The organism is Streptococcus sp. 45 (assembly GCF_900108865.1).
GTDB classification, from domain to species: Bacteria; Bacillota; Bacilli; order Lactobacillales; family Streptococcaceae; genus Streptococcus; species Streptococcus ruminicola.
In genome coordinates, this window is the sequence record NZ_FNXZ01000007.1 from 18,712 (window position 1) to 42,277 (window position 23,566).

Here is a 23,566-nt window from a genome sequence, read left to right on the forward strand (position 1 = left end):
GTTGATTTTGGAGCTTGGGCTCCTGTGATTGTTTTCTATTGAGGTATTTTTACTTATGAAACTTTTAGTTGTTGGCTCTGGCGGGCGCGAGCACGCTATTGCTAAGAAGTTGTTGGAATCTCCTCAAGTGAGCCAGGTTTTTGTAGCACCTGGAAATGATGGGATGACACTTGATGGACTTGATTTGGTAAATATCGGAATTTCCGAACATTCTAAGCTTATTGACTTTGCAAAAGCAAATGATATCGCTTGGGCATTTATCGGACCTGATGATGCTTTGGCTGCAGGAATTGTTGATGATTTTAATGCTGCAGGTTTGAAAGCCTTCGGTCCAAGTAAAGCTGCTGCGGAGCTTGAATGGTCTAAAGACTTTGCTAAATCAATCATGGCTAAATATCATGTTCCAACAGCGGCTTACAGCACTTTCTCAGATTTTGAGCAAGCAAAGAGTTATATTGAAGAACATGGTGCACCGATTGTTGTCAAAGCTGACGGTTTGGCTTTGGGTAAAGGTGTGGTAGTTGCTGAAACAGTTGAGCAAGCTGTGGAAGCTGCACATGAAATGTTGCTTGATAATAAATTTGGTGATTCTGGTGCGCGTGTGGTCATTGAAGAATTCCTTGATGGCGAAGAATTCTCATTGTTTGCTTTTGTCAATGGCGATAACTTCTATATCATGCCAACTGCGCAAGACCACAAACGTGCTTTTGATGGTGATAAAGGTCCTAATACTGGTGGTATGGGAGCTTACGCACCGGTACCGCATTTGCCACAAAGTGTTGTTGATACAGCCGTTGAAACAATCGTTAAGCCTGTTCTTAATGGGATGATTGCAGAAGGACGTCCGTACCTTGGTGTTCTTTATGCAGGACTTATTTTAACAGCTGATGGTCCTAAAGTTATCGAATTTAATTCACGCTTTGGTGACCCTGAAACTCAAGTTATCTTGCCACGTTTGACATCTGATTTCGCTCAAAACATTACTGATATTTTAGATGGTAAAGAGCCAGAAATCACTTGGACAGACAAGGGCGTTACTTTAGGTGTGGTAGTCGCTTCAGAAGGTTACCCCGTTGCTTACGAAAAAGGTGTTCGTCTTCCAGAAAAAACATCAGGTGATGTGATTACTTATTACGCAGGAGCTAAGTTCGCTGATGATAAAGCATTGCTTTCAAATGGTGGACGTGTGTACATGCTAGTCACAACAAAATCTGATGTCAAATCTGCTCAGGATGTTATTTATGCAGAGCTTGCTAAGCAAGATACAACAGGTCTTTTCTATCGCAACGATATCGGAAGTAAAGCTCTTGGACGTTAAACCTAAATGTGTTTTAGTCAGCGCTTGTCTCTTGGGTGAGAAGTGTAAGTATAACGGAGGTCATAATTACAATCAAGCTCTGGTTGATTATGTTGCTGACAAAGAAGTGGTAGCCATTTGTCCAGAAGTTTTAGCTGGTCTGCCTACACCACGAGAACCTGTTGAATTAGTTGATGGACATGTTCTTGATAAGAGAGGAAATTGTTACGATGACCTGTTTGAAAAAGGCATTGAGCGCTGTGTCAATGAGCTTGCTAAAAAGTCTATTGATTTAGCTATTTTGCAATCGCGCAGCCCGTCATGTGGTGTTAATCAGATTTACGATGGAAACTTTTCTGGCAAGAAAGTGGCAGGTAGTGGTCTTTTTGCCCAAAAGTTAAAAGCACTTGGCTATCCTGTTCTTGATGTTGAAGATATAAAACAATTGGAAGGAAAATAATGAAACCATTAATTTCAGTTATCATGGGAAGCAAATCAGATTGGGCTACCATGAAAAAAACAGCAGAAGTACTTGATGAATTTGGTGTGGCTTATGAAAAGAAAGTTGTTTCAGCTCACCGTACACCAGATTTGATGTTTAAACATGCCGAAGAAGCAAGAGGTCGCGGCATCAAGGTGATTATTGCTGGTGCTGGTGGTGCTGCGCATTTACCTGGTATGGTCGCAGCAAAAACAACACTTCCAGTTATTGGTGTTCCTGTGAAATCACGTGCCCTTAGTGGACTTGATTCTCTTTATTCAATCGTTCAAATGCCTGGTGGTGTACCAGTTGCGACAATGGCGATTGGTGAATCAGGAGCTAAAAATGCAGCTTTGACAGCTCTTCGTATTTTGGCGATTGAAGATGCAGCTTTGGCAGAAAAACTAGAAAACTTTGCTATCGAACAAGGTAAGGTTGCGGAGGCATCAACAGATGAACTCGACTAAAACAATTGGTATTATCGGTGGTGGACAATTAGGTCAGATGATGGCTATTTCAGCTATTTATATGGGGCACAAGGTGGTTACCCTTGACCCGACGGCGGATTGCCCAGCATCACGTGTTAGTGATATGATTGTGGCACCGTACGATGATGTTGATGCGATGCGTGAATTGGCAGAGCGTTGCGATGTGCTTACTTATGAGTTTGAAAATGTCGATGCGGATGCTTTAGATGCAGTGGTAAAAGCAAATCAATTACCACAAGGAACTGATCTGCTTAGAATTTCACAAAATCGTATTTTTGAGAAAAACTTTTTATCTCAAAAAGCTGGTGTTACCGTAGCGCCTTATAAAGTTGTGACATCAAGTCTTGATCTTGAAGATATTGATTTGTCTAAGAATTATGTCTTGAAAACTGCAACTGGCGGTTACGACGGTCATGGTCAAATCGTCATTAAATCAGCCGCTGATTTGGAAGCTGCAAATAAATTAGCCAACTCTTGTGAATGTGTGCTAGAAGAATTTGTGAATTTTGACCTTGAAATTTCAGTGATTGTGTCAGGTAATGGTAAGGAGATGACTGTTTTCCCAGTTCAAGAAAATATTCATCGCAACAACATCTTGTCAAAAACTATCGTACCTGCTCGCATTTCTGATGAACTTGCCAAAAAAGCACAAGCTATGGCAATGCAAATTGCTGAACAATTGGAATTGTCTGGGACACTTTGTGTTGAGATGTTCGCGACATCAGATGACATTATTGTCAACGAAATTGCACCGCGTCCACACAACTCTGGACACTATTCAATCGAAGCTTGTGATTTTTCACAATTTGATACACATATTTTAGGAATTCTTGGTTTGCCACTTCCTAAAATTCATTTGCATCAACCAGCTGTAATGCTCAATGTTCTCGGACAACATATGGAAAAAGCGCAAGCTTATGTTAAGGAAAATCCTAGCGCTCACCTCCACCTTTATGGTAAACTAGAGGCGAAACATAACCGCAAAATGGGACACATTACTTTGTTTAGTAGTGAACCTGATACCATTGCGGAAATGGGTGAAGGAATGGATTTTTAAGGGATTAACTTGGAGGTACTTATGATAAAAATTATTGTTCATGCCTATGTTAATTGCGAAAATAAGGCTATTGTTGAAGTGGTTTTTGCTTCTTCTGATGAGTCTAGAATTTCTGCAAAAATGACAGAGCTGGAAAGTAAGTACCCTAATGATTACCTTGCTACTTATGATTTACCACTTGATACAGATTTGACAAGCTTACCTCACTATCCATCTGTTGAAATTGGTAAAGAAGATTTTAATTAAATGCGTTAGTTATTATTTGATATATAACTTAAAAAAGGAAAGGAGATAGGGTATTAATCAATTTGCTTAATGCCCTTAACATCATAAACATGATCGATCGTTATTCACGCCCTGAGATGGCGGCAATTTGGAGTGAAGAAAATAAATACAAAGCTTGGCTTGAAGTTGAAATTCTGGCTGACGAAGCATGGGCTGAACTAGGCGAAATTCCTAAAGAAGATGTCGCTAAAATCCGTGCCAATGCAAGCTTTGACGTTGACCGTATCTTAGAAATCGAACAACAAACACGTCATGACGTTGTTGCCTTCACACGTGCTGTTTCTGAAAGTCTTGGTCAAGAACGTAAATGGGTTCACTATGGTTTGACATCAACTGACGTTGTTGATACAGCTTACGGTTACCTTTACAAACAAGCTAACGAAATCATCCGCAAAGATTTGCACAATTTCCTTGAAATCATTGCTAACAAAGCTAAAGAACATAAATTCACTATCATGATGGGACGTACTCACGGTGTCCACGCAGAACCAACTACATTTGGTTTGAAATTGGCAACATGGTACAGCGAAATGAAACGTAACATCGAACGTTTCGAACATGCTGCTGCTGGTGTTGAAGCTGGTAAAATCTCAGGTGCTGTTGGTAACTTCGCTAACATTCCACCATTTGTTGAAGCATACGTATGTGAAAAACTTGGTATCCGTGCTCAAGAAATCTCAACACAAGTTCTTCCACGTGATCTTCATGCTGAATATTTCGCTGTTCTTGCTAGCATCGCAACTTCAATTGAACGTATGGCAACTGAAATTCGCGGTCTTCAAAAATCTGAACAACGTGAAGTTGAAGAATACTTTGCTAAAGGCCAAAAAGGTAGCTCAGCTATGCCTCACAAACGTAACCCAATCGGTTCAGAAAATATGACAGGTCTTGCGCGTGTTATCCGCGGTCACATGGTAACAGCTTATGAAAACGTGTCACTTTGGCATGAACGTGACATCTCACATTCATCTGCTGAACGTATCATTTCACCTGATACAACAATCCTTATCGACTACATGCTTAACCGTTTCGGAAACATTGTTAAAAACTTGACTGTTTTCCCAGAAAACATGATTCGCAACATGGGTTCTACTTTTGGACTTATCTTCAGCCAACGTGTTATGCTTAAATTGATTGAAAAAGGTATGACACGTGAACAAGCTTACGACCTTGTTCAACCTAAGACAGCCTACTCTTGGGATAACCAAGTTGACTTCAAACCACTTCTTGAAGCTGATGAAGAAGTCACTTCACGTTTGACTCAAGACGAAATCGATGAATTGTTTAACCCATCTTACTACACTAAACGTGTTGATGAAATCTTTAACCGCATCGGTTTAGGAGATTAATTTAATCAAAAAAGTGCCTGAGACGAAAGTCTTGGGTATTTTTTATTAAATGTTTTATTAGAAAATTTATTATTTTTAATGAAAATAGTTTGTCAAATGAAAGCGGTATGTTAAAATATGAAATAAGCAAATTTTTTTAATAAAACAGGAGATTGAAGTGGAAAAATTTGGGGAGAAGATCCGCTTGATGCGGGAGGAAAAGGGAATCTCACGCGAAGAATTCTGTGGGGATGAAACAGAATTATCGGTAAGACAATTAGCTAGAATCGAGTTGAATCAATCAATACCCAATCTCAGTAAAGCAAGCTTCATTGCCAATCGTCTGGGAGTAAAATTAGGTACCTTAACTGATGGTGACAGTTTAGAACTACCTAAGCGGTATAAAGAGTTGAAGTATTTACTTCTTCGAACACCTACATATGGAGACCAGGTACGACTTGATCGAAAAAATGACTATTTTGATGAGATTGCTGAATCATTTTATGATGTTATTCCAGAAGAAGAAAGGTTAATCATTGATTGTTTACAATCAAAATTCGATGTTCATTTTAGTGAAGATGTCAATTTTGGAGAGGGAATTTTAAATGATTATTTTGGTCAAGTTAATCGAAAGAAAGTTTTTACCATTAATGATTTAATTTTGATTGATCTTTACTTTGCTTGTCTTTCTTCTGCTAAGAAGTTTGAAGGAATTTATAGCTTGGATTTTTACGACGATTTGATGAAAAGGTTGGTAAATCAGAAGCATATTTCACCTGAGACTGATTTAATTTTAAATAATGTATTGTTAAATAATATCGACTTAGCGTTCCAATTTAAACGAGAATATTATATTGAGCGTGTTATTGTAATCAGTGAAAAAATTATGACAGAGATTCATGATTTTCAACGCCGTCCGATTTTAAGTTTGGTGGAGTGGAAGTATTATTTGAAATTTAAACATGATTTTGCTTTGGCAGAACAATCATTTACGAATGCAACATTATTTGCACGGTTGGTTGGTGATACTTATTTAGAAAATAAACTTAAAGAAGAATGGCAACTTGATATCGATGCTGTGGAGTAGTTTATGTAGATAATAAAAATAACATGACATTTTTGTCATGTTGTTTTTTCTTCGAACCTTTTACAATAATATTAGAAATTAGGGAAAGGGGAGAAGGAGCAAATGTTAAAGGGATTTACGGTTTTATTGACAGCTTGGTGGGGATTATAGACTCTCATCAAAACAATTCACTGACAGCTCTTGTTTTGGTATAATAAGGCTATGAGTAGAATTTTAGATAATGATATCATGGGTGACGAAGAATTTGTGGAACGTACGCTTCGTCCTCAATATTTAAAAGAATATATTGGACAGGATAAGGTTAAAAATCAGCTGAAAATTTTTATAGAAGCTGCAAAATTACGTGATGAATCACTTGACCATGTGCTATTGTTTGGACCTCCGGGTCTTGGTAAGACGACAATGGCATTTGTGATTGCTAACGAATTAGGGGTGAATCTCAAACAAACTTCTGGCCCAGCTATTGAAAAAGCTGGCGATTTGGTTGCTATTTTGAATGATTTGGAACCTGGGGATGTTTTGTTTATCGATGAAATTCATCGTATGCCGATGGCGGTAGAAGAAGTGCTTTATAGCGCTATGGAAGATTTCTATATTGATATTATGATTGGTAATGGTGAGACTAGTCGTAGTGTTCATTTGGATTTGCCACCTTTTACGCTAATTGGAGCAACAACTCGAGCAGGTATGCTTTCTAATCCATTGCGTGCGCGTTTTGGAATTACGGGGCATATGGAATATTATGCGGTCGACGATTTGACAGAAATTGTTGAACGCACAGCTGATATTTTCGAAATGGAAATTGTGCATGAAGCTGCACAAGAATTGGCGCGACGTAGCCGAGGCACACCGCGTATTGCTAACCGTTTGTTAAAACGTGTTCGCGACTATGCTCAAATTATGGGTGATGGTATTATTACAAAAGATATTACAGATAAAGCTTTAACGATGCTGGATGTCGATCATGAGGGGCTTGATTATATTGACCAAAAAATCTTGCGTACCATGATTGAAGTTTACAATGGTGGTCCTGTTGGTTTGGGAACTCTTTCTGTTAATATCGCTGAAGAACGTGATACGGTTGAGGATATGTATGAACCTTATTTGATTCAAAAAGGCTTTATTATGCGTACACGTACAGGTCGTGTAGCCACTGCTAAAGCTTATGACCATTTGGGATATCCTTATGCCGAAAAATAAAATATTATCTTAAGGAAAGTTTAAGCAAGTCTTTATATACTATAACCATCCTAAAACTTTTCTTTTTCATAATCTCCGGAAAGAACCTTGGTTTTCCAAGGTTCTTTCTTTGTTTTATAAATGGCTATGGAGTGTGGTATAATTGAGAAAAAGTGCTTATAGGAGCAAGATTATGGATTTAGAAGTTTTACGAAAAGATATGATTGTTAGTCAGAGAAAAGGGCAACCTTTTATTGTTGCGTCCATCATTATCTGGGTTTTAATAACCTTGGTAACTATGATGAAGGTATCACTTCCTTTTCAAAATCTTTTGATTTTTTGTTGTTCATGTCCATTGTTGCCACTTTCTTGGTTTGTTGGGAAATGGCTGAATGTTGATATCTTCTCCAAAGAAAATCCTTTAACGAATTTAGGTTTCTTATTTACTTGTAACCAATTGATTTATTTATTGATTGTTATGTGGGTCTTTAGTGCGGTACCTGAAAAAATGCTTATGGTTTATACAATGGTTTTTGGAGCGCATCTTTTACCCTATTCATGGCTATATAAATCAAGAACATATTTTGTTTTTGCTATTTTGATTCCGATACTTGCACTTGTCTTAGGTCACATGGCGAGCATGACATGTCTTAGTTTAGTGATGGTATTTTTGGAGATTGTTTTTGCCATGCTACTACAAGTTGAGCTAAATGCGAATAAATAATTAAAGGTTCTTAGTTGTCTAAGAACTTTTTATAAAAAACGAGAGGGCCCCGCAAGCGGAGCCCTCTCAGGAGATTATGAAAAAGAAAAGTTTTAGGATTGTCTATATTATAGGAAGCCTGCCTTAATTTTTTCTTAAAGTCAGCAGATAAAGGAATTTGCATGTGATAAGACTTCTTTTTTTGTTATAATGATAAAAGAAGTTTTAAACAATCAGTTACTGACTACGTAGGAGAGAACATGAAAAAAGTTTGTTTTGTTTGCTTAGGAAATATCTGTCGTAGTCCGATGGCTGAATTTGTGATGAAGGATTTAGTTTCTAGTGAAAATCTATTAATTGAAAGTCGTGCGACTTCTAACTGGGAACATGGCAATCCTATTCATCACGGGACACAAGGTATTTTTAAAAAGCATCATATTGCTTATGATTATCAAAAATCATCACAACAGATTTCTTATCAAGATTTTCGAGATTTTGATGTCATCATTGGGATGGATAGGAATAATGTGGCAGATTTAAAAGAAATGTCACGAGGACGCTTTGATGAAAAAATCTTTCTTTTTGTAGATGGCGGTGTACCAGATCCATGGTTTACAGGTGATTTTGATGCTACCTATGAGTTGGTTAAGCGTGGCTGTGAGCAATGGCTAGCGCGACTAAGAAATTCTTAAAGAGAAGTTGAGTGAAAATGAAAAAAATCAAAATAACCAGAGGACGCCTTGAGCTTCTGACGGTTTTAATTCTTATCATTTGTGGTTTGTCGGTCTTTACTTTATCGGTGAAATCAAAGACAACCTTAACGTATGACAATGGTAAAATCACATACACAGGCTATGTGGTCAATCACCGTATGAATGGTCAAGGTAAGTTGACTTATGAAAATGGTGATCGCTACGAAGGTAATTTTAATGATGGTGTGTTTGAAGGTCAGGGCGTCTTTACTTCACATTCTGGTTGGATTTATAAAGGTGAATTTAAAAATGGTCAACCAGATGGTGACGGTACTCTAACAGCACAAAATGGTAAAGTATATACAGGAACCTTTAAACAGGGGATTTTTCAAAAATGAGAATAAAATGGTTTTCAATGGTTAGGGTGACTGGGCTTTTCCTAGTTCTGCTCTATCATTTCTTTAAAACGGCCTTTCCAGGTGGTTTTATTGGTGTTGACATTTTCTTTACTTTCTCAGGGTATTTGATTACAGCTTTGCTGATTGATGAGTATTCGAGAAATAAGAAAATTGATCTTTTAGGTTTTTATAAAAGACGTTTTTATCGGATTGTTCCACCGTTAATTTTGATGATTTTGATTGTCATGCCATTTACTTACTTGGTTCGCAGAGATTATGTGGCAAGTATTGGTAGTCAAGTTGCTGCGGCGATTGGTTTTACAACAAATTTCTTTGAAATTATCACAGGTGGTAATTACGAAACGCAATTTATCCCACATCTCTTTGTTCACACGTGGAGTTTGGCAATTGAGATGCATTTCTATTTAATCTGGGGATTCATAGTTTGGTTATTGGGAAGACATCAGGATAATTTGGCAAAATTCCGTAGTTTGATTTTTGCGATTTCGGCAGCCTTTTTTGCTGGAAGTTTCCTAACGATGTTTGTCCGAGCTTTCTTCGTTGATAATGTTTCAACGATTTACTTCTCATCTTTGACGCATAGTTTCCCATTCTTCTTAGGGGCTATGGCGGCAACGATGACTGGTATCAGAGAAACAACTATTCGTTTTAAAAAGAATGTTCGCCTGTGGTCTACAAAACGTAGTATCCTCACAATGCTAGTGAGCGCAGCTCTCTTAGTTTTATTGATGTTTACTTTGAAATTTGACCAACGCATCACTTATTTATTTGGATTTGTTTTAGCAAGTTTATTTGCTACGGTAATGATTTATGCGGCGCGTGTCCTAAATGACCAAACGCCAAATGCAAAAGAACCTGCTATTATCAACTATCTAGCTGATGTTAGTTATGGTGTTTATCTTTTCCACTGGCCATTTTACATTATCTTTACACAGTTGATGTCAAATGGACTGGCTGTTGTGTTGACAGTTATTCTATCTCTAGTATTTTCAACCTTGTCTTATTATGTGATTGAACCATTTCTTGCTGGTAAGCCAGTTAAACCATTTGGTATCTCTTTGGATTTATCTCCTTACAAGAAATGGCTATATGGTAGTTCAGCAGTTTTAGTTTTGATAACTTTGATAACTGTTGCTACAGCACCAGCTATGGGGAATTTTGAAACAGGACTCTTGGTTAACTCACTACAACAAGCTCAAACGAATTTGAATCGTACGCATACTGTGACAGCTGGTGATGCGGGAGCTTTAAGCGATATAACTGTGATTGGAGATTCTGTTGCACTACGTTCAAGTGCTGCGTTCTCAAGCTTGCTTTCTAATGCTCAATTAGATGCAGCGGTAAGTCGTAGTTTTGATAATGCGTTTGAAATTTTCCAAAATGAGATTTCGAGCGGAACACTTTCTAAGACAACAGTGCTTGCGATTGGTGTGAATTCACTCGATCATTATCAAGAAGACATTCAACAATTTATTGATGCTTTGCCAGACGGCTATCGCTTGATTATTGTGACGCCTTATAACGCTAGCGACGAAGCGAAAGTTAAGCAGGCGCGTGATTATGAATTGAGTTTACCGAAAACGTACAATTACATTACTATTGCTGATTGGTACAAGACAGCAACGAGTCATCCAGAAATTTGGAATGGTACTGACGGTGTTCACTACAGTGATGCTAATACGACAGGTGCTGACCTCTATGTTAAAACTATTCAAAAAGCAATTGATAAATCTGCTAAGAGACCTGCCAAAGGTGAATCTAATAGTTAATATCAAAAGTCAACTTCGGTTGGCTTTTTTGTGTGTAAAGCTACCGTTTTATGTTAGAAAATATGACGTTAAAAAATCTGCAAAAATCCCTTTACATCAACGGTTCGTAGCGTTATAATACATATGACATTAAACGTGAGAAGAAGGGAGCGAAAAAGGTGGCTGAATTGTTCTATGACGTCTTAGCAAGCGTCTGGATTTCTATTGCTGGTGTTGATTCACGTTGGGGAAAATAATCAAATTATAAAAACAAGGAAACTTAGAAAAAACTGATGTTGTCAAAGTTTTCAAATAGTTATTGAGCGTTTGTAGAGTAAGGGATGAAGCTGTTACTTGGTAGGAAATAGCTTTGCCTTACTCTTTTTTTGATAAATTGCATAAATTTGTATAAATTTTCTGATAATTATGATACAATGGGTGCAAGACTATCTATTAATATGAGGAATTTGTGATGACGTTAATTTACCAATCAACTCGCGACGAAAATAACAAAGTGACTGCTAGCCAAGCTATTTTACAAGGATTGGCAACTGACGGCGGACTCTTCACCCCAACGTCACTTCCAGAAGTGGCTTTGGACTTTGATGCTTTAAAAGATGCTTCATACCAAGAAGTGGCTAAACTGGTTCTATCAGCGTTTTTGGATGATTTTACAGAAGAAGAATTAGATTACTGTATCAATTCAGCTTATGATGAAAAATTTGACACATCTGCCATTGCTCCAGTCGTTAAACTAGCAGACCAATATAACCTTGAGCTTTTCCATGGTTCAACGATTGCCTTTAAAGATATGGCTTTGTCAATCTTGCCATACCTTTTGACAACATCAGCTAAAAAACAAGGTGTTGATAATAAAATTGTGATTTTGACAGCGACATCAGGAGACACTGGTAAAGCTGCCATGGCTGGCTTTGCGGATGTTCCAGGAACTGAAATCATTGTCTTTTATCCAAAAGATGGTGTCAGCAAAATTCAAGAACTTCAAATGACTACACAAACTGGTAACAACACGCATGTGGTGGCTATTACTGGTAACTTTGATGATGCTCAAACAGATGTTAAACGTATGTTTAATGACGTGGCTTTACGTGAAAAATTGCTTGCGCACAAGACACAATTCTCATCAGCTAACTCAATGAACGTAGGTCGCTTGGTGCCACAAGTTGTTTACTATGTCTACGCTTATGCACAATTGGTTAAAGCAGGTCATATTAAAGCAGGCGAAAAAGTTAACTTTACAGTACCAACAGGTAACTTTGGTAATATCTTAGCAGCATACTACGCTAGTCAAATTGGTGTTCCAGTTGGTAAATTAATCTGTGCTTCAAATGAAAATAAAGTTTTAACTGATTTCTTCACAACAGGTACATATGATAAAAAACGTGAGTTTAAGGTGACAACAAGTCCATCAATGGATATCTTGGTATCATCTAACTTGGAACGTTTGATTTTCCACCTTTTGGGCAACGATGCTGCTAAAACAAAAGACTTGATGGAAAAACTTGTATCTGAAGGAGAGTACACTCTTTCAGGTGCTAACCAAGCTATTCTTGATATGTTTGAAGCTGGTTTTGCAACGGAAGCTGAAACATCAGCTGAAATCAAACGTGTTTATGATGCTTGTGACTATGTTGAAGACCCACACACAGCTGTTGCGTCAGCTGTTTATCAAAAATATGTTGAACGAACTGGTGATCATACGCCAACTGTTATTGCGTCTACAGCAAGTCCTTATAAATTCCCACGTGTTGCCGTAGAAGCTGTTAGTGGACAAGCACCAGCAGATGACTTTGCTGCGGTAAAAGAACTTGAAAAATTGTCAGGTATCGCTATTCCAAAAGCTGTCAACGGACTTGAGACAGCTGAGGTTCGCCACAAAACAGTAGTTGCTACAAGTGACATGCAAAAAGCTGTTGAAGATTATTTAGGACTTTAAAAATTATAAAGTAAGAGCTGAGGCTGGTTCTCGGCTTTTCTTTTTTTTTTGTTACGATAGAATCATGAAACAAACAAAGAAAATTATTCGATTGGCTTTTCCGGCCATGATGGAAAATCTTTTGCAGATGCTTATGGGGGTAGTAGATAACTATCTTGTTGCACAAGTTGGTTTAATTGCTGTCTCTGGGGTCTCTGTAGCTAATAATATTATTACCATTTATCAAGCGATTTTCATTGCTCTTGGTGCGGCGGTCTCAAGTCTAGTTGCCAAAAGTCTTGGGGAAAAGAACGCTCAAAAATCACTTCACTATCAATCTGAGTCTTTATTGATTACTCTTGGATTGAGTTTAGTTCTTGGTCTAGTTTCTCTTGGCTTTGGGAAAACGATTCTAACTTGGCTTGGGACAGATGCGGCAGTCACGCAAGCTGGCGGTCTTTATCTTTCGATTGTCGGTGGTTTGATTGTTAGTTTAGGGCTGATGACGACCTTGAGTGCTTTTTTACGGGCTTTGGGAAAACCACAACTACCAATGTATATCAGTTTGCTGACCAATGTCTTAAATGCAGGTTTGTCAGCTGTAGCGGTATTTATTCTGCATTGGGGGATTGTTGGTGTGGCTTGTTCAACAGTTCTGGCACGCTTGGTTGGAACGCTGTTGCTAGCCAGTCAGTTACCGATTAAAAAGATTATCAAAAACATCCGGTGGACACTGGATAGTGATTTAATTAAAATTGCTTTGCCAGCTGCTGGTGAGCGCTTAATGATGCGCGCAGGTGATGTGGTTATTGTGGCAATTATCGTTAAGTTTGGAACGGAAGTGGTAGCTGGTAACGCTATTGGAGAAACGTTGACACAATTTAATTACATGCCAGGGATGGGGATGGCTACGGCTACAGTAATCCTTGTGGCGCATAGCCTCGGGCAGAAGAATATCCAAGAAATCAAGCAATTGATTAAGGAATCCTATCTAATTTCTGTTGCTCTTATGCTTCTTGTTGGAGCTACGATTTACTTTTCTGGAGGTTACTTAACGCACTTGTTTACCTCTAATCAAGCTGCTCTAGATGCTAGCCTTGTTGTTTTGTTTTATTCGTTCGTTGGTGGGCCGGCAACAGCGGGAACCTTGATATTTACGGCAGCTTGGCAAGGGTTAGGAAATGCAAAACTCCCGTTTTATGCAACGACATTTGGAATGTGGATTATTCGAATTATTTCGGGTTACGTGCTTGGTGTGAGTCTGCACTTAGGTCTAACTGGAGTGTGGTTAGCGACCGTGGCAGATAATATTTTCCGTTGGATTTTTCTATATATTCTTTACAGAAAACATATGAATTATTTTCAAAAATCTACTATTAAATAACAGGATTTTTAGCCAGACGAAAGTCTGGTTTTTTTGTTGTGAAAAATAAAAGAATAAGCTGAAAACATTTTCTTCTAAAAAATCGAAAAAAAGGGAGCAAAATCCTTGCAAACCACTGTTAAATCTGATATTATATACTGGTGCTGTTAATACAGTGACTTTAGCTATGATACAAGAGGTTGCGACACGCTCGGTTGCATTGCCACGCAAAGACGTGTTGGTTTTCTTGAGGAGCTAGCCTATTATCTTAAATAGACGAAAAGGAGAAAAAGATGGCAAACAAAAAAATCCGTATCCGTTTGAAAGCATACGAACATCGTACACTTGACACAGCGGCAGAAAAAATTGTTGAAACTGCAACACGTACAGGTGCTTCAGTAGCTGGACCAGTTCCACTTCCAACTGAACGTAGCTTGTACACAATTATTCGTGCGACTCACAAATACAAAGATTCTCGCGAACAATTTGAAATGCGTACTCACAAACGCTTGATCGATATCATCAACCCAACTCAAAAAACAGTTGACGCTTTGATGAAATTGGATCTTCCAAGTGGTGTTAACGTAGAAATCAAACTTTAATAAGGATTTGATTCTTGAGCACAAAAAACGCTCGTTAAAAACTTTTTTGAGCATAAAAAACGCTCATTAAAAACTTTTTAAATAAATAAAGTAAAGGAAATATTTTCTCATGACAAAAGGAATCTTAGGGAAAAAAGTGGGAATGACTCAAATCTTCACTGAATCTGGTGAATTCATCCCTGTTACTGTCATCGAAGCAACTCCAAACGTTGTGCTTCAAGTGAAAACTGTTGAAACAGACGGTTATGAAGCTGTTCAAGTTGGTTTTGACGACAAACGTGAAGTATTGAGCAACAAACCTGCCAAAGGCCATGTAGCAAAAGCTAACACAGCTCCTAAGCGCTTCATTCGTGAATTCAAAAACATTGAAGGCTTGGAAGTTGGTCAAGAAATCACAGTTGATACATTCGAAGCTGGAGATGTTGTTGATGTAACTGGTACATCTAAAGGTAAAGGTTTCCAAGGTGTTATCAAACGCCATGGTCAAGCTCGTGGACCAATGGCTCACGGTTCTCGTTATCACCGTCGTCCAGGTTCTATGGGACCTGTTGCGCCTAACCGTGTTTTCAAAAACAAACACTTGGCAGGACGTATGGGTGGTAACCGTGTGACAATCCAAAACCTTGAAGTTGTCCAAGTTATCCCAGAGAAAAACGTTATCCTTATCAAAGGTAACGTACCAGGTGCTAAGAAATCTCTTATCACTATCAAATCAGCAGTTAAGGCTGCTAAATAATAAGAAAGGAGAAAACAGTTAAAATGGCAAACGTAAAACTATTTGACCAAACTGGTAAAGAAGTTAGCTCAGTTGAATTGAACGACGCTATCTTCGGTATCGAACCAAACGAATCAGTAGTGTTTGATGTTGTTATCAGCCAACGCGCTAGCCTTCGCCAAGGTACTCACGCAGTTAAAAACCGCTCAGCAGTATCTGGTGGTGGTCGTAAACCATGGCGTCAAAAAGGAACTGGACGCGCTCGTCAAGGTTCTATCCGCTCACCACAATGGCGTGGTGGTGGTGTAGTCTTCGGACCAACTCCACGTTCATACGGATACAAACTTCCACAAAAAGTTCGTCGCCTTGCATTGAAATCAGTTTACTCAGCTAAAGTTGCTGAAGAAAAATTTGTAGCTGTAGAAAGCCTTTCATTTGCAGCTCCAAAAACTGCTGAATTCGCAAACGTACTTTCAGCTCTTAACGTTGACTCAAAAGTACTTGTAATCCTTGAAGAAGGTAATGAATTTGCAGCACTTTCTGCACGTAACCTTCCAAACGTTAAAGTTGCAACTGCAACAACTGCAAGTGTTCTTGATATCGTAAACAGCGACAAACTTCTTGTTACTAAAGAAGCAATCTCTACAATCGAGGAGGTTCTTGCATAATGAATTTGTACGACGTAATCAAAAAACCAGTTATCACTGAAAAATCAATGTACGACCTCGAAGCAGGTAAATATACATTTGAAGTTGACTCTCGTGCGCACAAACTTTTGATCAAACAAGCTGTTGAAGCTGCTTTTGATGGAGTTAAAGTTGCAAACGTGAACACTGTAACAGTTAAACCAAAAGCTAAACGTGTTGGTCGTTACACTGGTTTCACTTCAAAAACTAAAAAAGCTATCATCACTCTTACAGCTGATTCTAAAGCAATCGAGTTGTTTGCAGCTGAAGCTGAATAATCTAAGGAGGAAATAACGTGGGTATTAAAGCTTATAAACCAACGACAAATGGTCGTCGTAATATGACTTCTTTGGATTTTGCTGAAATCACTACAAGCACTCCTGAGAAATCATTGCTTGTTTCACTTAAAAACAAAGCTGGTCGTAACAACAACGGTCGCATCACTGTTCGTCACCAAGGTGGCGGTCACAAACGTCACTACCGTTTGATCGACTTCAAACGTAACAAAGATGGCGTTGAAGCAGTTGTTAAAACTATCGAGTACGATCCAAACCGTACAGCAAACATCGCTCTTGTACACTACACTGATGGTGTGAAAGCTTACATCCTTGCACCTAAAGGTCTTGAAGTTGGTCAACGTATCGTTTCAGGTCCAGATGCAGATATCAAAGTTGGTAACGCACTTCCACTTGCTAACATCCCTGTTGGTACAGTTATTCACAACATCGAACTTCAACCAGGTAAAGGTGCTGAATTGATCCGTGCTGCTGGTGCATCTGCACAAGTTCTTGGTCAAGAAGGTAAATACGTTCTTGTTCGTCTTCAATCAGGCGAAGTTCGTATGATTCTTGGAACTTGCCGTGCTACAATCGGTACAGTTGGTAACGAACAACAAGTCCTTGTTAACCTTGGTAAAGCTGGTCGCAGCCGTTGGATGGGTGTCCGTCCTACAGTTCGTGGTTCTGTAATGAACCCTAATGATCACCCACACGGTGGTGGTGAAGGTAAAGCACCAGTTGGACGTAAAGCGCCATCTACTCCTTGGGGTAAACCTGCGCTTGGTCTTAAAACTCGTAACAAAAAAGCTCAATCAGACAAACTTATTATTCGTCGTCGTAACGACAAATAATTTATTAGTCGCTTAGCTTATTAATCATCCGCCAGCTCGGTAGTGTGCATTTATGCACACAGGCCGCTGTGGTACTATAATTTAAAGGAGAAAACTACAAAATGGGACGTAGTCTTAAAAAAGGACCTTTCGTCGATGAGCATTTGATGAAAAAAGTTGAAGCTCAAGCAAACGACGAAAAGAAAAAAGTAATTAAAACTTGGTCACGTCGTTCAACGATTTTCCCAAGTTTCATCGGATATACAATCGCAGTTTATGATGGACGTAAACACGTACCAGTTTACATTCAAGAAGACATGGTAGGTCACAAACTTGGTGAATTCGCACCAACTCGTACTTACAAAGGTCACGCTGCTGACGATAAGAAAACACGTTAATAAGAGGAGGACACAATGGCAGAAATTACTTCAGCTAAAGCAATGGCTCGTACAGTCCGTGTTTCACCTCGTAAAACACGTCTTGTACTTGATCTTATCCGTGGTAAGAACGTTGCTGACGCAATCGCAATCTTGAAATTCACTCCAAACAAAGCAGCTCGTGTAGTTGAAAAAGTTCTTAACTCTGCTATCGCTAACGCAGAAAACAACTTTGGTTTGGAAAAAGCTAACTTGGTAGTATCTGAAACTTTCGCAAACGAAGGACCAACTATGAAACGTTTCCGTCCACGTGCTAAAGGTTCAGCTTCACCAATCAACAAACGCACAACTCACGTAACAGTAGTTGTGTCAGAAAAATAAGGAGGTAAAATCGTGGGTCAAAAAGTACATCCAATTGGTATGCGTGTCGGAATCATCCGTGATTGGGATGCGAAATGGTATGCTGAAAAAGAATACGCGGATTACCTTCATGAAGATCTTGCAATCCGCAAATTCATCCAAACAGAATTGGCAGACGCTTCAGTTTCACGTATTGAAATTGAACGTGCTGTAAACAAAGTAATTGTTTCACTTCACACTGCTAAACCAGGTATGGTTATCGGTAAAGGTGGAGCTAACGTTGACGCTCTTCGCGTTAAACTTAACAAATTGACAGGAAAACAAGTTCACATCAACATCGTTGAAATCAAACAACCTGATTTGGACGCTCACCTTGTTGGTGAAAACATTGCACGTCAACTTGAACAACGTGTTGCTTTCCGTCGTGCTCAAAAACAAGCTATCCAACGTACAATGCGTGCAGGTGCTAAAGGTATTAAAACTCAAGTATCTGGTCGTTTGAACGGTGCTGATATCGCTCGTGCTGAAGGTTACTCAGAAGGAACTGTTCCACTTCACACACTTCGTGCAGATATCGACTACGCTTGGGAAGAAGCTGACACTACTTACGGTAAACTTGGTGTTAAAGTTTGGATCTACCGTGGTGAAGTTCTTCCAGCTCGTAAAAACACTAAAGGAGGCAAATAACAAATGTTAGTACCTAAACGTGTTAAACACCGTCGCGAATTCCGTGGAAAAATGCGCGGTGAAGCTAAAGGTGGTAAAGAAGTCGCATTCGGTGAATACGGTCTTCAAGCTACTACTAGCCACTGGATCACAAACCGTCAAATCGAAGCTGCCCGTATCGCAATGACTCGTTACATGAAACGTGGTGGTAAAGTTTGGATTAAAATCTTCCCACACAAATCATACACTGCTAAAGCTATCGGTGTACGTATGGGTTCTGGTAAAGGGGCACCTGAAGGTTGGGTAGCACCGGTTAAACGTGGTAAAGTTATGTTCGAAATCGCTGGTGTACCTGAAGAAGTTGCACGTGAAGCACTTCGTCTTGCTAGCCACAAATTGCCAGTTAAGACTAAATTCGTGAAACGTGAAGCAGAATAAGGAGAAATCATGAAACTTCAAGAAATTAAAGATTTTGTTAAAGAGCTTCGTGGTCTTTCTCAAGAAGAACTTGCTAAGAAAGAAAACGAACTTAAGAAAGAACTTTTTGATCTTCGTTTCCAAGCTGCAGCAGGTCAACTTGATCAAACTGCTCGTTTGAACGAAGTTAAAAAACAAATTGCACGTGTTAAAACAGTGCAATCTGAAAAGAAATAATAGATTGGGAAAGGAGAAATTCTAATAATGGAACGTAATCAACGTAAAACCCTTGTTGGACGCGTAGTATCTGACAAAATGGATAAAACAATCACTGTTGTAGTTGAAACTAAACGTAACCACCCAGTCTATGGTAAACGTATCAACTATTCTAAAAAATACAAAGCACATGATGAAAACAACGTTGCTAAAGAAGGCGATATCGTTCGTATCATGGAAACTCGTCCACTTTCAGCTACAAAACGCTTCCGTCTTGTAGAAGTTGTGGAAGAAGCTGTTATTATCTAATCAAACTAAAAGGAGAAATTTGAAATGATTCAACAAGAAACTCGCTTGAAAGTTGCTGATAATAGCGGTGCTCGTGAGATCTTGACTATCAAAGTTCTTGGTGGTTCAGGACGTAAATTCGCTAACATCGGTGACGTAATCGTTGCTTCTGTAAAACAAGCTACTCCTGGTGGAGCTGTTAAAAAAGGTGATGTCGTAAAAGCTGTAGTTGTTCGTACTAAAACTGGTGCACGCCGTCCAGACGGTTCATACATCAAATTTGACGACAACGCTGCTGTAATCATCCGTGATGACAAAACTCCTCGCGGAACTCGTATCTTCGGCCCTGTTGCACGTGAATTGCGTGAAGGTGGCTTCATGAAGATCGTTTCACTTGCACCAGAAGTACTTTAATTCATAAACACAAACTAAGTCCCCTGCTTTTGCAGGGTGCCCATTAGGGCGTAAGAAATAATAGGAGAAAAACCAAATGTTTGTAAAAAAAGGCGATAAAGTTCGCGTTATTGCTGGTAAGGACAAAGGCGTTGAAGCTGTAGTTCTTAAAGCCCTTCCTAAAGTCAACAAAGTTGTTGTTGAAGGTGTTGCTATTGTTAAAAAACATCAAAAACCAAACAACGTAAACCCTCAAGGTGCTATCGTGGAAAAAGAAGCACCAATCCATGTGTCTAACGTTCAAGTTCTTGACAAAAATGGTGTTGCAGGACGTGTTGGTTACAAAGTTGTAGACGGCAAAAAAGTTCGTTACAACAAAAAATCAGGCGAAGTGCTTGATTAATCACGAAGGAAAGGAGAAAGTATATAATGGCAAATCGCTTAAAAGAAAAATACACTAACGAAGTTGTTTCTGCTTTGACTGAAAAATTCAATTATTCTTCAGTTATGGCTGTCCCAAAAGTTGAGAAAATCGTTCTTAACATGGGTGTTGGTGATGCTGTAAATAACGCTAAAAACCTTGAAAAAGCTGCTGCTGAATTGGCACTTATTTCAGGTCAAAAACCATTGATTACTAAAGCTAAGAAATCAATCGCTGGCTTCCGTCTTCGTGAAGGTGTAGCGATCGGTGCAAAAGTTACCCTTCGTGGTGAACGTATGTACGAATTCTTAGATAAATTGGTAACAGTTTCACTTCCACGTGTTCGTGACTTCCACGGTGTTCCAACAAAATCATTTGACGGACGTGGTAACTACACACTTGGTGTGAAAGAACAATTGATCTTCCCAGAAATCAACTTTGATGACGTTGATAAAGTACGTGGTCTCGATATCGTTATCGTAACTACTGCTAACACTGACGAAGAAGGTCGTGAATTGCTTAAAGGCCTTGGAATGCCTTTTGCAAAATAATTTAGGAGGTAAATCAATTGGCTAAAAAATCTATGATTGCTAAGAATCATCGCCCTGCGAAATTCTCTACGCAAGCTTACACTCGTTGCGAACGTTGTGGCCGTCCACACTCAGTTTACCGCAAATTCAAACTTTGCCGTGTTTGCTTCCGTGAGTTAGCTTACAAAGGACAAATCCCAGGCGTTACCAAAGCTTCTTGGTAAGTCGATGATATAAGAAACCTGATTGGACAAGCCATTTAGTAAATTGTTATTCAATTTTCTATTTGGCGTGGTTCATGATGGGGTTCAAGTGATAAACTTGAATTTAATTAAGCCTTCGGGCGACATTAACTAGCAAGTGAACAATTCAAACTACTAGTAAGAGGAGAATATATAAATGGTTATGACTGACCCAATTGCAGACTTTTTGACACGCATTCGTAATGCTAACCAAGCAAAACACGAAGTGCTTGAAGTACCTGCATCAAACATCAAAAAAGGTATTGCTGAAATCCTTAAACGCGAAGGTTTCGTGAAAAACGTTGAAGTTATCGAAGATGACAAACAAGGTATCATCCGTGTATTCCTTAAATACGGACAAAACGGTGAACGTGTTATCACTAACTTGAAACGTATCTCAAAACCAGGTCTTCGTGTTTACGCAAAACGTGAAGATGTTCCTAAAGTTCTTAACGGACTTGGAATTGCAATCATCTCTACATCAGAAGGTCTTTTGACTGACAAAGAAGCTCGTCAAAAGAACGTTGGTGGAGAAGTTATTGCTTACGTTTGGTAAGAAGTTTTTCATCTCTCCATTTATGGAGAGGAAATCTTACTTAACCATCTAATGGACTATTAAGCACAAATTTGTGTATTAGTCGCCCCGTGAAAACTCGTCGCTTTATGCGGCCTGACAATTTAACAGGAGAAAAATAAAACTATGTCACGTATTGGTAATAAAGTTATCAACTTGCCTGCTGGTGTAGAAGTTACTAACAACAACAACGTAGTAACTGTTAAAGGACCTAAAGGCGAACTCACTCGTGAGTTTAACAAAAACATTGAAATCAAAGTTGAAGGAACTGAAGTTTCACTTCACCGTCCAAACGACTCAAAAGAAATGAAAACAATCCATGGTACAGCTCGTGCTAACTTGAACAACATGGTAATTGGTGTTTCTGAAGGTTTCAAAAAAGAACTTGAAATGCGCGGGGTTGGTTACCGTGCACAACTTCAAGGTTCAAAACTTGTACTTTCTGTAGGTAAATCTCACCAAGACGAAGTAGAAGCTCCAGAAGGAATTTCATTTGAAGTACCATCTGCAACTTCAATCATCGTTAACGGTATCAGCAAAGAAGTTGTTGGTCAAACAGCTGCTTACATCCGTAGCCTTCGTGCTCCAGAACCTTACAAAGGTAAAGGTATCCGTTACGTTGGTGAATACGTACGTCGTAAAGAAGGTAAAACAGGTAAATAATAGTTTATGGGATGTCTTGCGAGATTTTTTCTCGCAGAACTCATATGCTAACATTTATAAAAACAATGTCGTTTTGACATTAATCAATTAATTAAGAGGTGAAAATTGTGATTTCGAAACCAGATAAAAACAAAATCCGCCAAAAACGCCACCGTCGCGTTCGCGGTAAACTCTCTGGAACTGCTGATCGCCCACGTTTGAACGTTTTCCGTTCTAATACAGGCATCTACGCTCAAGTTATTGATGACGTAGCGGGTGTAACGCTCGCAAGTGCATCAACTCTTGATAAAGAAGTTTCTAAAGGAACTAAAACAGAACAAGCCGTTGTTGTCGGTAAACTTGTTGCTGAACGCGCAGTAGCTAAAGGTATTTCTGAAGTGGTGTTTGACCGCGGTGGATATCTCTATCACGGACGTGTTAAAGCTTTGGCTGACTCAGCTCGTGAAAACGGATTGAAATTCTAATAGGGAGGACACTAAATAATGGCATTTAAAGATAATGCAGTTGAACTTGAAGAACGCGTTGTTGCGATCAACCGTGTTACAAAAGTTGTTAAAGGTGGACGTCGTCTTCGTTTTGCAGCTCTTGTAGTTGTTGGTGACCGTAATGGTCGTGTTGGTTTCGGTACTGGTAAAGCTCAAGAAGTACCAGAAGCTATTCGTAAAGCTGTTGAAGACGCTAAGAAAAACTTGATCGAAGTACCTATGGTTGGTACAACAATTCCTCACGAAGTTCGTTCAGAATTTGGTGGAGCTAAAGTATTGTTGAAACCTGCTGTAGAAGGTGCTGGGGTCGCTGCTGGTGGTGCTGTTCGTGCCGTCATCGAATTGGCCGGTGTTGCAGATGTTACATCTAAATCACTTGGTTCAAACACTCCAATCAACATTGTTCGTGCAACTGTTGAAGGTTTGAAACAACTTAAACGTGCAGAAGACGTTGCTGCTCTTCGCGGTGTTTCAGTTTCTGATTTAGCATAAGAAAGGGGATAATAATGGCTCAAATTAAAATTACTTTGACTAAGTCTCCAATCGGACGCATTCCTGCACAACGTAAAACAGTTGCTGCTCTTGGACTTGGTAAATTACATAGCTCAGTTGTCAAAGAAGACACTCCAGCTATCCGTGGAATGGTTACTTCAGTTTCACACTTGGTAACTGTTGAAGATGTTAAATAATTAACATTAAATAAATTTTAGGTTTAAGTCGCAAGGGATTCTCTTGCGACTTAAACTAGATATAGTATAGG

34 protein-coding genes are annotated in these 23,566 nt (G+C 39.0%); all 34 read left to right on the forward strand.

Translation table 11 applies throughout. From position 1 onward, the window contains the following. Positions 1–55: 55 nt before the first annotated feature. Complete coding sequence (gene purD, locus BMX18_RS08620; protein ID WP_093816056.1) at positions 56–1,318, forward strand: phosphoribosylamine--glycine ligase; 1,263 nt, start codon at positions 56–58, stop codon at positions 1,316–1,318. Further along, positions 1,308–1,757 carry a 2-thiouracil desulfurase family protein gene (locus BMX18_RS08625; protein ID WP_093816058.1) on the forward strand — a complete coding sequence of 150 codons (450 nt, stop codon included), beginning with the start codon at positions 1,308–1,310 and terminating at the stop codon, positions 1,755–1,757. The genes purD and BMX18_RS08625 overlap by 11 nt, the downstream gene beginning before the upstream one ends. Further along, on the forward strand, positions 1,757–2,245 hold the full coding sequence (gene purE, locus BMX18_RS08630) for a 5-(carboxyamino)imidazole ribonucleotide mutase (RefSeq protein WP_021141395.1): 489 nt from the start codon (positions 1,757–1,759) through the stop codon (positions 2,243–2,245). The genes BMX18_RS08625 and purE overlap by 1 nt, the downstream gene beginning before the upstream one ends. Then, a complete protein-coding gene (gene purK, locus BMX18_RS08635; RefSeq protein WP_093816060.1) occupies positions 2,232–3,323 on the forward strand; it encodes a 5-(carboxyamino)imidazole ribonucleotide synthase in 1,092 nt (363 codons plus the stop codon). Before purE ends, purK begins: the two co-directional genes overlap by 14 nt. Before the next feature lie 21 nt (positions 3,324–3,344). After that, entirely contained in the window at positions 3,345–3,569 is a 225-nt protein-coding gene (locus BMX18_RS08640) for a phosphoribosylaminoimidazole carboxylase (protein WP_074965582.1), read from the forward strand. A gap of 89 nt (positions 3,570–3,658) precedes the next feature. After that, positions 3,659–4,957, forward strand: coding sequence for an adenylosuccinate lyase (gene purB / locus BMX18_RS08645; protein WP_006531307.1), 1,299 nt, complete (start codon positions 3,659–3,661; stop codon positions 4,955–4,957). A gap of 157 nt (positions 4,958–5,114) precedes the next feature. Continuing rightward, positions 5,115–6,023: a helix-turn-helix domain-containing protein gene (locus BMX18_RS08650; protein WP_074965579.1), complete on the forward strand. Its 909-nt coding sequence runs from the start codon at positions 5,115–5,117 to the stop codon at positions 6,021–6,023. A gap of 201 nt (positions 6,024–6,224) precedes the next feature. After that, entirely contained in the window at positions 6,225–7,223 is a 999-nt protein-coding gene (ruvB, locus tag BMX18_RS08655; RefSeq protein WP_074565269.1) for a Holliday junction branch migration DNA helicase RuvB, read from the forward strand. Between the two features lie 172 nt (positions 7,224–7,395). Continuing rightward, entirely contained in the window at positions 7,396–7,926 is a 531-nt protein-coding gene (locus BMX18_RS08660) for a DUF7010 family protein (protein ID WP_074965577.1), read from the forward strand. A 239-nt stretch (positions 7,927–8,165) separates the two neighbouring features. Next, positions 8,166–8,597, forward strand: coding sequence for a low molecular weight protein-tyrosine-phosphatase (locus BMX18_RS08665; protein WP_074965575.1), 432 nt, complete (start codon positions 8,166–8,168; stop codon positions 8,595–8,597). A 17-nt stretch (positions 8,598–8,614) separates the two neighbouring features. Next, positions 8,615–8,995, forward strand: a complete 381-nt coding sequence (locus BMX18_RS08670; protein WP_074965607.1) for an MORN repeat-containing protein — start codon at positions 8,615–8,617, stop codon at positions 8,993–8,995. Beyond that, positions 8,992–10,785, forward strand: a complete 1,794-nt coding sequence (locus tag BMX18_RS08675) for an acyltransferase family protein (protein WP_074965573.1) — start codon at positions 8,992–8,994, stop codon at positions 10,783–10,785. The genes BMX18_RS08670 and BMX18_RS08675 overlap by 4 nt, the downstream gene beginning before the upstream one ends. Positions 10,786–11,236: 451 nt before the next feature. Next, positions 11,237–12,721, forward strand: coding sequence for a threonine synthase (thrC, locus tag BMX18_RS08680; RefSeq protein WP_074965572.1), 1,485 nt, complete (start codon positions 11,237–11,239; stop codon positions 12,719–12,721). Positions 12,722–12,785: 64 nt separating this feature from the next. Beyond that, positions 12,786–14,084: an MATE family efflux transporter gene (locus tag BMX18_RS08685; RefSeq protein ID WP_093816062.1), complete on the forward strand. Its 1,299-nt coding sequence runs from the start codon at positions 12,786–12,788 to the stop codon at positions 14,082–14,084. Between the two features lie 272 nt (positions 14,085–14,356). Continuing rightward, the gene (gene rpsJ / locus BMX18_RS08695) at positions 14,357–14,665 is read left to right on the forward strand and encodes a 30S ribosomal protein S10 (protein ID WP_006531319.1); all 309 of its coding nucleotides are present in this window, start codon (positions 14,357–14,359) and stop codon (positions 14,663–14,665) included. A gap of 109 nt (positions 14,666–14,774) precedes the next feature. Continuing rightward, positions 14,775–15,401: a 50S ribosomal protein L3 gene (gene rplC, locus BMX18_RS08700; protein ID WP_003067226.1), complete on the forward strand. Its 627-nt coding sequence runs from the start codon at positions 14,775–14,777 to the stop codon at positions 15,399–15,401. A 23-nt stretch (positions 15,402–15,424) separates the two neighbouring features. Continuing rightward, entirely contained in the window at positions 15,425–16,048 is a 624-nt protein-coding gene (gene rplD, locus BMX18_RS08705; protein ID WP_003067225.1) for a 50S ribosomal protein L4, read from the forward strand. Further along, positions 16,048–16,344 (forward strand): 50S ribosomal protein L23, encoded by a 297-nt coding sequence (locus tag BMX18_RS08710; protein WP_003062842.1) that lies wholly within the window; start codon positions 16,048–16,050, stop codon positions 16,342–16,344. The genes rplD and BMX18_RS08710 overlap by 1 nt, the downstream gene beginning before the upstream one ends. 17 nt (positions 16,345–16,361) lie before the next feature. Next, positions 16,362–17,195: a 50S ribosomal protein L2 gene (gene rplB, locus BMX18_RS08715; protein WP_039696045.1), complete on the forward strand. Its 834-nt coding sequence runs from the start codon at positions 16,362–16,364 to the stop codon at positions 17,193–17,195. Positions 17,196–17,296: 101 nt separating this feature from the next. Beyond that, positions 17,297–17,572 (forward strand): 30S ribosomal protein S19, encoded by a 276-nt coding sequence (gene rpsS / locus BMX18_RS08720; RefSeq protein ID WP_020916215.1) that lies wholly within the window; start codon positions 17,297–17,299, stop codon positions 17,570–17,572. Between the two features lie 15 nt (positions 17,573–17,587). Next, complete coding sequence (rplV, locus tag BMX18_RS08725) at positions 17,588–17,932, forward strand: 50S ribosomal protein L22 (protein WP_003062848.1); 345 nt, start codon at positions 17,588–17,590, stop codon at positions 17,930–17,932. Between the two features lie 12 nt (positions 17,933–17,944). Next, positions 17,945–18,598 carry a 30S ribosomal protein S3 gene (gene rpsC, locus BMX18_RS08730; RefSeq protein WP_021141408.1) on the forward strand — a complete coding sequence of 218 codons (654 nt, stop codon included), beginning with the start codon at positions 17,945–17,947 and terminating at the stop codon, positions 18,596–18,598. A gap of 3 nt (positions 18,599–18,601) precedes the next feature. Then, positions 18,602–19,015, forward strand: a complete 414-nt coding sequence (rplP, locus tag BMX18_RS08735) for a 50S ribosomal protein L16 (protein WP_003029477.1) — start codon at positions 18,602–18,604, stop codon at positions 19,013–19,015. A gap of 9 nt (positions 19,016–19,024) precedes the next feature. Continuing rightward, entirely contained in the window at positions 19,025–19,231 is a 207-nt protein-coding gene (gene rpmC, locus BMX18_RS08740; protein ID WP_003062854.1) for a 50S ribosomal protein L29, read from the forward strand. 27 nt (positions 19,232–19,258) lie between these two features. Then, entirely contained in the window at positions 19,259–19,519 is a 261-nt protein-coding gene (rpsQ, locus tag BMX18_RS08745) for a 30S ribosomal protein S17 (RefSeq protein ID WP_002885836.1), read from the forward strand. Positions 19,520–19,543: 24 nt separating this feature from the next. Then, positions 19,544–19,912, forward strand: coding sequence for a 50S ribosomal protein L14 (gene rplN, locus BMX18_RS08750; RefSeq protein ID WP_020916217.1), 369 nt, complete (start codon positions 19,544–19,546; stop codon positions 19,910–19,912). A gap of 76 nt (positions 19,913–19,988) precedes the next feature. Then, on the forward strand, positions 19,989–20,294 hold the full coding sequence (rplX, locus tag BMX18_RS08755) for a 50S ribosomal protein L24 (RefSeq protein ID WP_003067218.1): 306 nt from the start codon (positions 19,989–19,991) through the stop codon (positions 20,292–20,294). Between the two features lie 26 nt (positions 20,295–20,320). Beyond that, on the forward strand, positions 20,321–20,863 hold the full coding sequence (gene rplE, locus BMX18_RS08760; protein WP_006531327.1) for a 50S ribosomal protein L5: 543 nt from the start codon (positions 20,321–20,323) through the stop codon (positions 20,861–20,863). A gap of 17 nt (positions 20,864–20,880) precedes the next feature. Further along, a complete protein-coding gene (locus BMX18_RS08765) occupies positions 20,881–21,066 on the forward strand; it encodes a type Z 30S ribosomal protein S14 (protein WP_003062863.1) in 186 nt (61 codons plus the stop codon). 175 nt (positions 21,067–21,241) lie between these two features. Further along, entirely contained in the window at positions 21,242–21,640 is a 399-nt protein-coding gene (gene rpsH, locus BMX18_RS08770) for a 30S ribosomal protein S8 (protein WP_006531328.1), read from the forward strand. A gap of 144 nt (positions 21,641–21,784) precedes the next feature. After that, positions 21,785–22,321 (forward strand): 50S ribosomal protein L6, encoded by a 537-nt coding sequence (rplF, locus tag BMX18_RS08775; RefSeq protein ID WP_074965569.1) that lies wholly within the window; start codon positions 21,785–21,787, stop codon positions 22,319–22,321. A 107-nt stretch (positions 22,322–22,428) separates the two neighbouring features. Continuing rightward, a complete protein-coding gene (rplR, locus tag BMX18_RS08780; protein WP_003001342.1) occupies positions 22,429–22,785 on the forward strand; it encodes a 50S ribosomal protein L18 in 357 nt (118 codons plus the stop codon). 18 nt (positions 22,786–22,803) lie between these two features. Then, the gene (gene rpsE / locus BMX18_RS08785; RefSeq protein ID WP_003062871.1) at positions 22,804–23,298 is read left to right on the forward strand and encodes a 30S ribosomal protein S5; all 495 of its coding nucleotides are present in this window, start codon (positions 22,804–22,806) and stop codon (positions 23,296–23,298) included. 14 nt (positions 23,299–23,312) lie between these two features. Next, positions 23,313–23,495, forward strand: a complete 183-nt coding sequence (gene rpmD, locus BMX18_RS08790; protein WP_006531331.1) for a 50S ribosomal protein L30 — start codon at positions 23,313–23,315, stop codon at positions 23,493–23,495. Positions 23,496–23,566: the final 71 nt, after the last annotated feature.

Excerpts from the sequence above, each read along its gene's own strand:
- rplV (WP_003062848.1), top strand. The coding sequence starts at position 17,588 with ATGGCAGAAATTACTTCAGCTAAAGCAATGGCTCGTACAGTCCGTGTT.
- BMX18_RS08670 (WP_074965607.1), top strand. The coding sequence starts at position 8,615 with ATGAAAAAAATCAAAATAACCAGAGGACGCCTTGAGCTTCTGACGGTT.
- BMX18_RS08685 (WP_093816062.1), top strand. The coding sequence starts at position 12,786 with ATGAAACAAACAAAGAAAATTATTCGATTGGCTTTTCCGGCCATGATG.
- BMX18_RS08640 (WP_074965582.1), top strand. The coding sequence starts at position 3,345 with ATGATAAAAATTATTGTTCATGCCTATGTTAATTGCGAAAATAAGGCT.
- purE (WP_021141395.1), top strand. The coding sequence starts at position 1,757 with ATGAAACCATTAATTTCAGTTATCATGGGAAGCAAATCAGATTGGGCT.
- rpsS (WP_020916215.1), top strand. The coding sequence starts at position 17,297 with ATGGGACGTAGTCTTAAAAAAGGACCTTTCGTCGATGAGCATTTGATG.
- rpmD (WP_006531331.1), top strand. The coding sequence starts at position 23,313 with ATGGCTCAAATTAAAATTACTTTGACTAAGTCTCCAATCGGACGCATT.
- ruvB (WP_074565269.1), top strand. The coding sequence starts at position 6,225 with ATGAGTAGAATTTTAGATAATGATATCATGGGTGACGAAGAATTTGTG.
- rpsQ (WP_002885836.1), top strand. The coding sequence starts at position 19,259 with ATGGAACGTAATCAACGTAAAACCCTTGTTGGACGCGTAGTATCTGAC.
- rplF (WP_074965569.1), top strand. The coding sequence starts at position 21,785 with ATGTCACGTATTGGTAATAAAGTTATCAACTTGCCTGCTGGTGTAGAA.
- rpsJ (WP_006531319.1), top strand. The coding sequence starts at position 14,357 with ATGGCAAACAAAAAAATCCGTATCCGTTTGAAAGCATACGAACATCGT.
- rplE (WP_006531327.1), top strand. The coding sequence starts at position 20,321 with ATGGCAAATCGCTTAAAAGAAAAATACACTAACGAAGTTGTTTCTGCT.
- BMX18_RS08710 (WP_003062842.1), top strand. The coding sequence starts at position 16,048 with ATGAATTTGTACGACGTAATCAAAAAACCAGTTATCACTGAAAAATCA.
- BMX18_RS08660 (WP_074965577.1), top strand. The coding sequence starts at position 7,396 with ATGGATTTAGAAGTTTTACGAAAAGATATGATTGTTAGTCAGAGAAAA.
- thrC (WP_074965572.1), top strand. The coding sequence starts at position 11,237 with ATGACGTTAATTTACCAATCAACTCGCGACGAAAATAACAAAGTGACT.
- rplX (WP_003067218.1), top strand. The coding sequence starts at position 19,989 with ATGTTTGTAAAAAAAGGCGATAAAGTTCGCGTTATTGCTGGTAAGGAC.
- purB (WP_006531307.1), top strand. The coding sequence starts at position 3,659 with ATGATCGATCGTTATTCACGCCCTGAGATGGCGGCAATTTGGAGTGAA.
- rplC (WP_003067226.1), top strand. The coding sequence starts at position 14,775 with ATGACAAAAGGAATCTTAGGGAAAAAAGTGGGAATGACTCAAATCTTC.
- rplP (WP_003029477.1), top strand. The coding sequence starts at position 18,602 with ATGTTAGTACCTAAACGTGTTAAACACCGTCGCGAATTCCGTGGAAAA.
- rpsE (WP_003062871.1), top strand. The coding sequence starts at position 22,804 with ATGGCATTTAAAGATAATGCAGTTGAACTTGAAGAACGCGTTGTTGCG.
- purD (WP_093816056.1), top strand. The coding sequence starts at position 56 with ATGAAACTTTTAGTTGTTGGCTCTGGCGGGCGCGAGCACGCTATTGCT.
- BMX18_RS08665 (WP_074965575.1), top strand. The coding sequence starts at position 8,166 with ATGAAAAAAGTTTGTTTTGTTTGCTTAGGAAATATCTGTCGTAGTCCG.
- rpsH (WP_006531328.1), top strand. The coding sequence starts at position 21,242 with ATGGTTATGACTGACCCAATTGCAGACTTTTTGACACGCATTCGTAAT.
- BMX18_RS08675 (WP_074965573.1), top strand. The coding sequence starts at position 8,992 with ATGAGAATAAAATGGTTTTCAATGGTTAGGGTGACTGGGCTTTTCCTA.
- rpmC (WP_003062854.1), top strand. The coding sequence starts at position 19,025 with ATGAAACTTCAAGAAATTAAAGATTTTGTTAAAGAGCTTCGTGGTCTT.
- rplN (WP_020916217.1), top strand. The coding sequence starts at position 19,544 with ATGATTCAACAAGAAACTCGCTTGAAAGTTGCTGATAATAGCGGTGCT.
- rplD (WP_003067225.1), top strand. The coding sequence starts at position 15,425 with ATGGCAAACGTAAAACTATTTGACCAAACTGGTAAAGAAGTTAGCTCA.
- purK (WP_093816060.1), top strand. The coding sequence starts at position 2,232 with ATGAACTCGACTAAAACAATTGGTATTATCGGTGGTGGACAATTAGGT.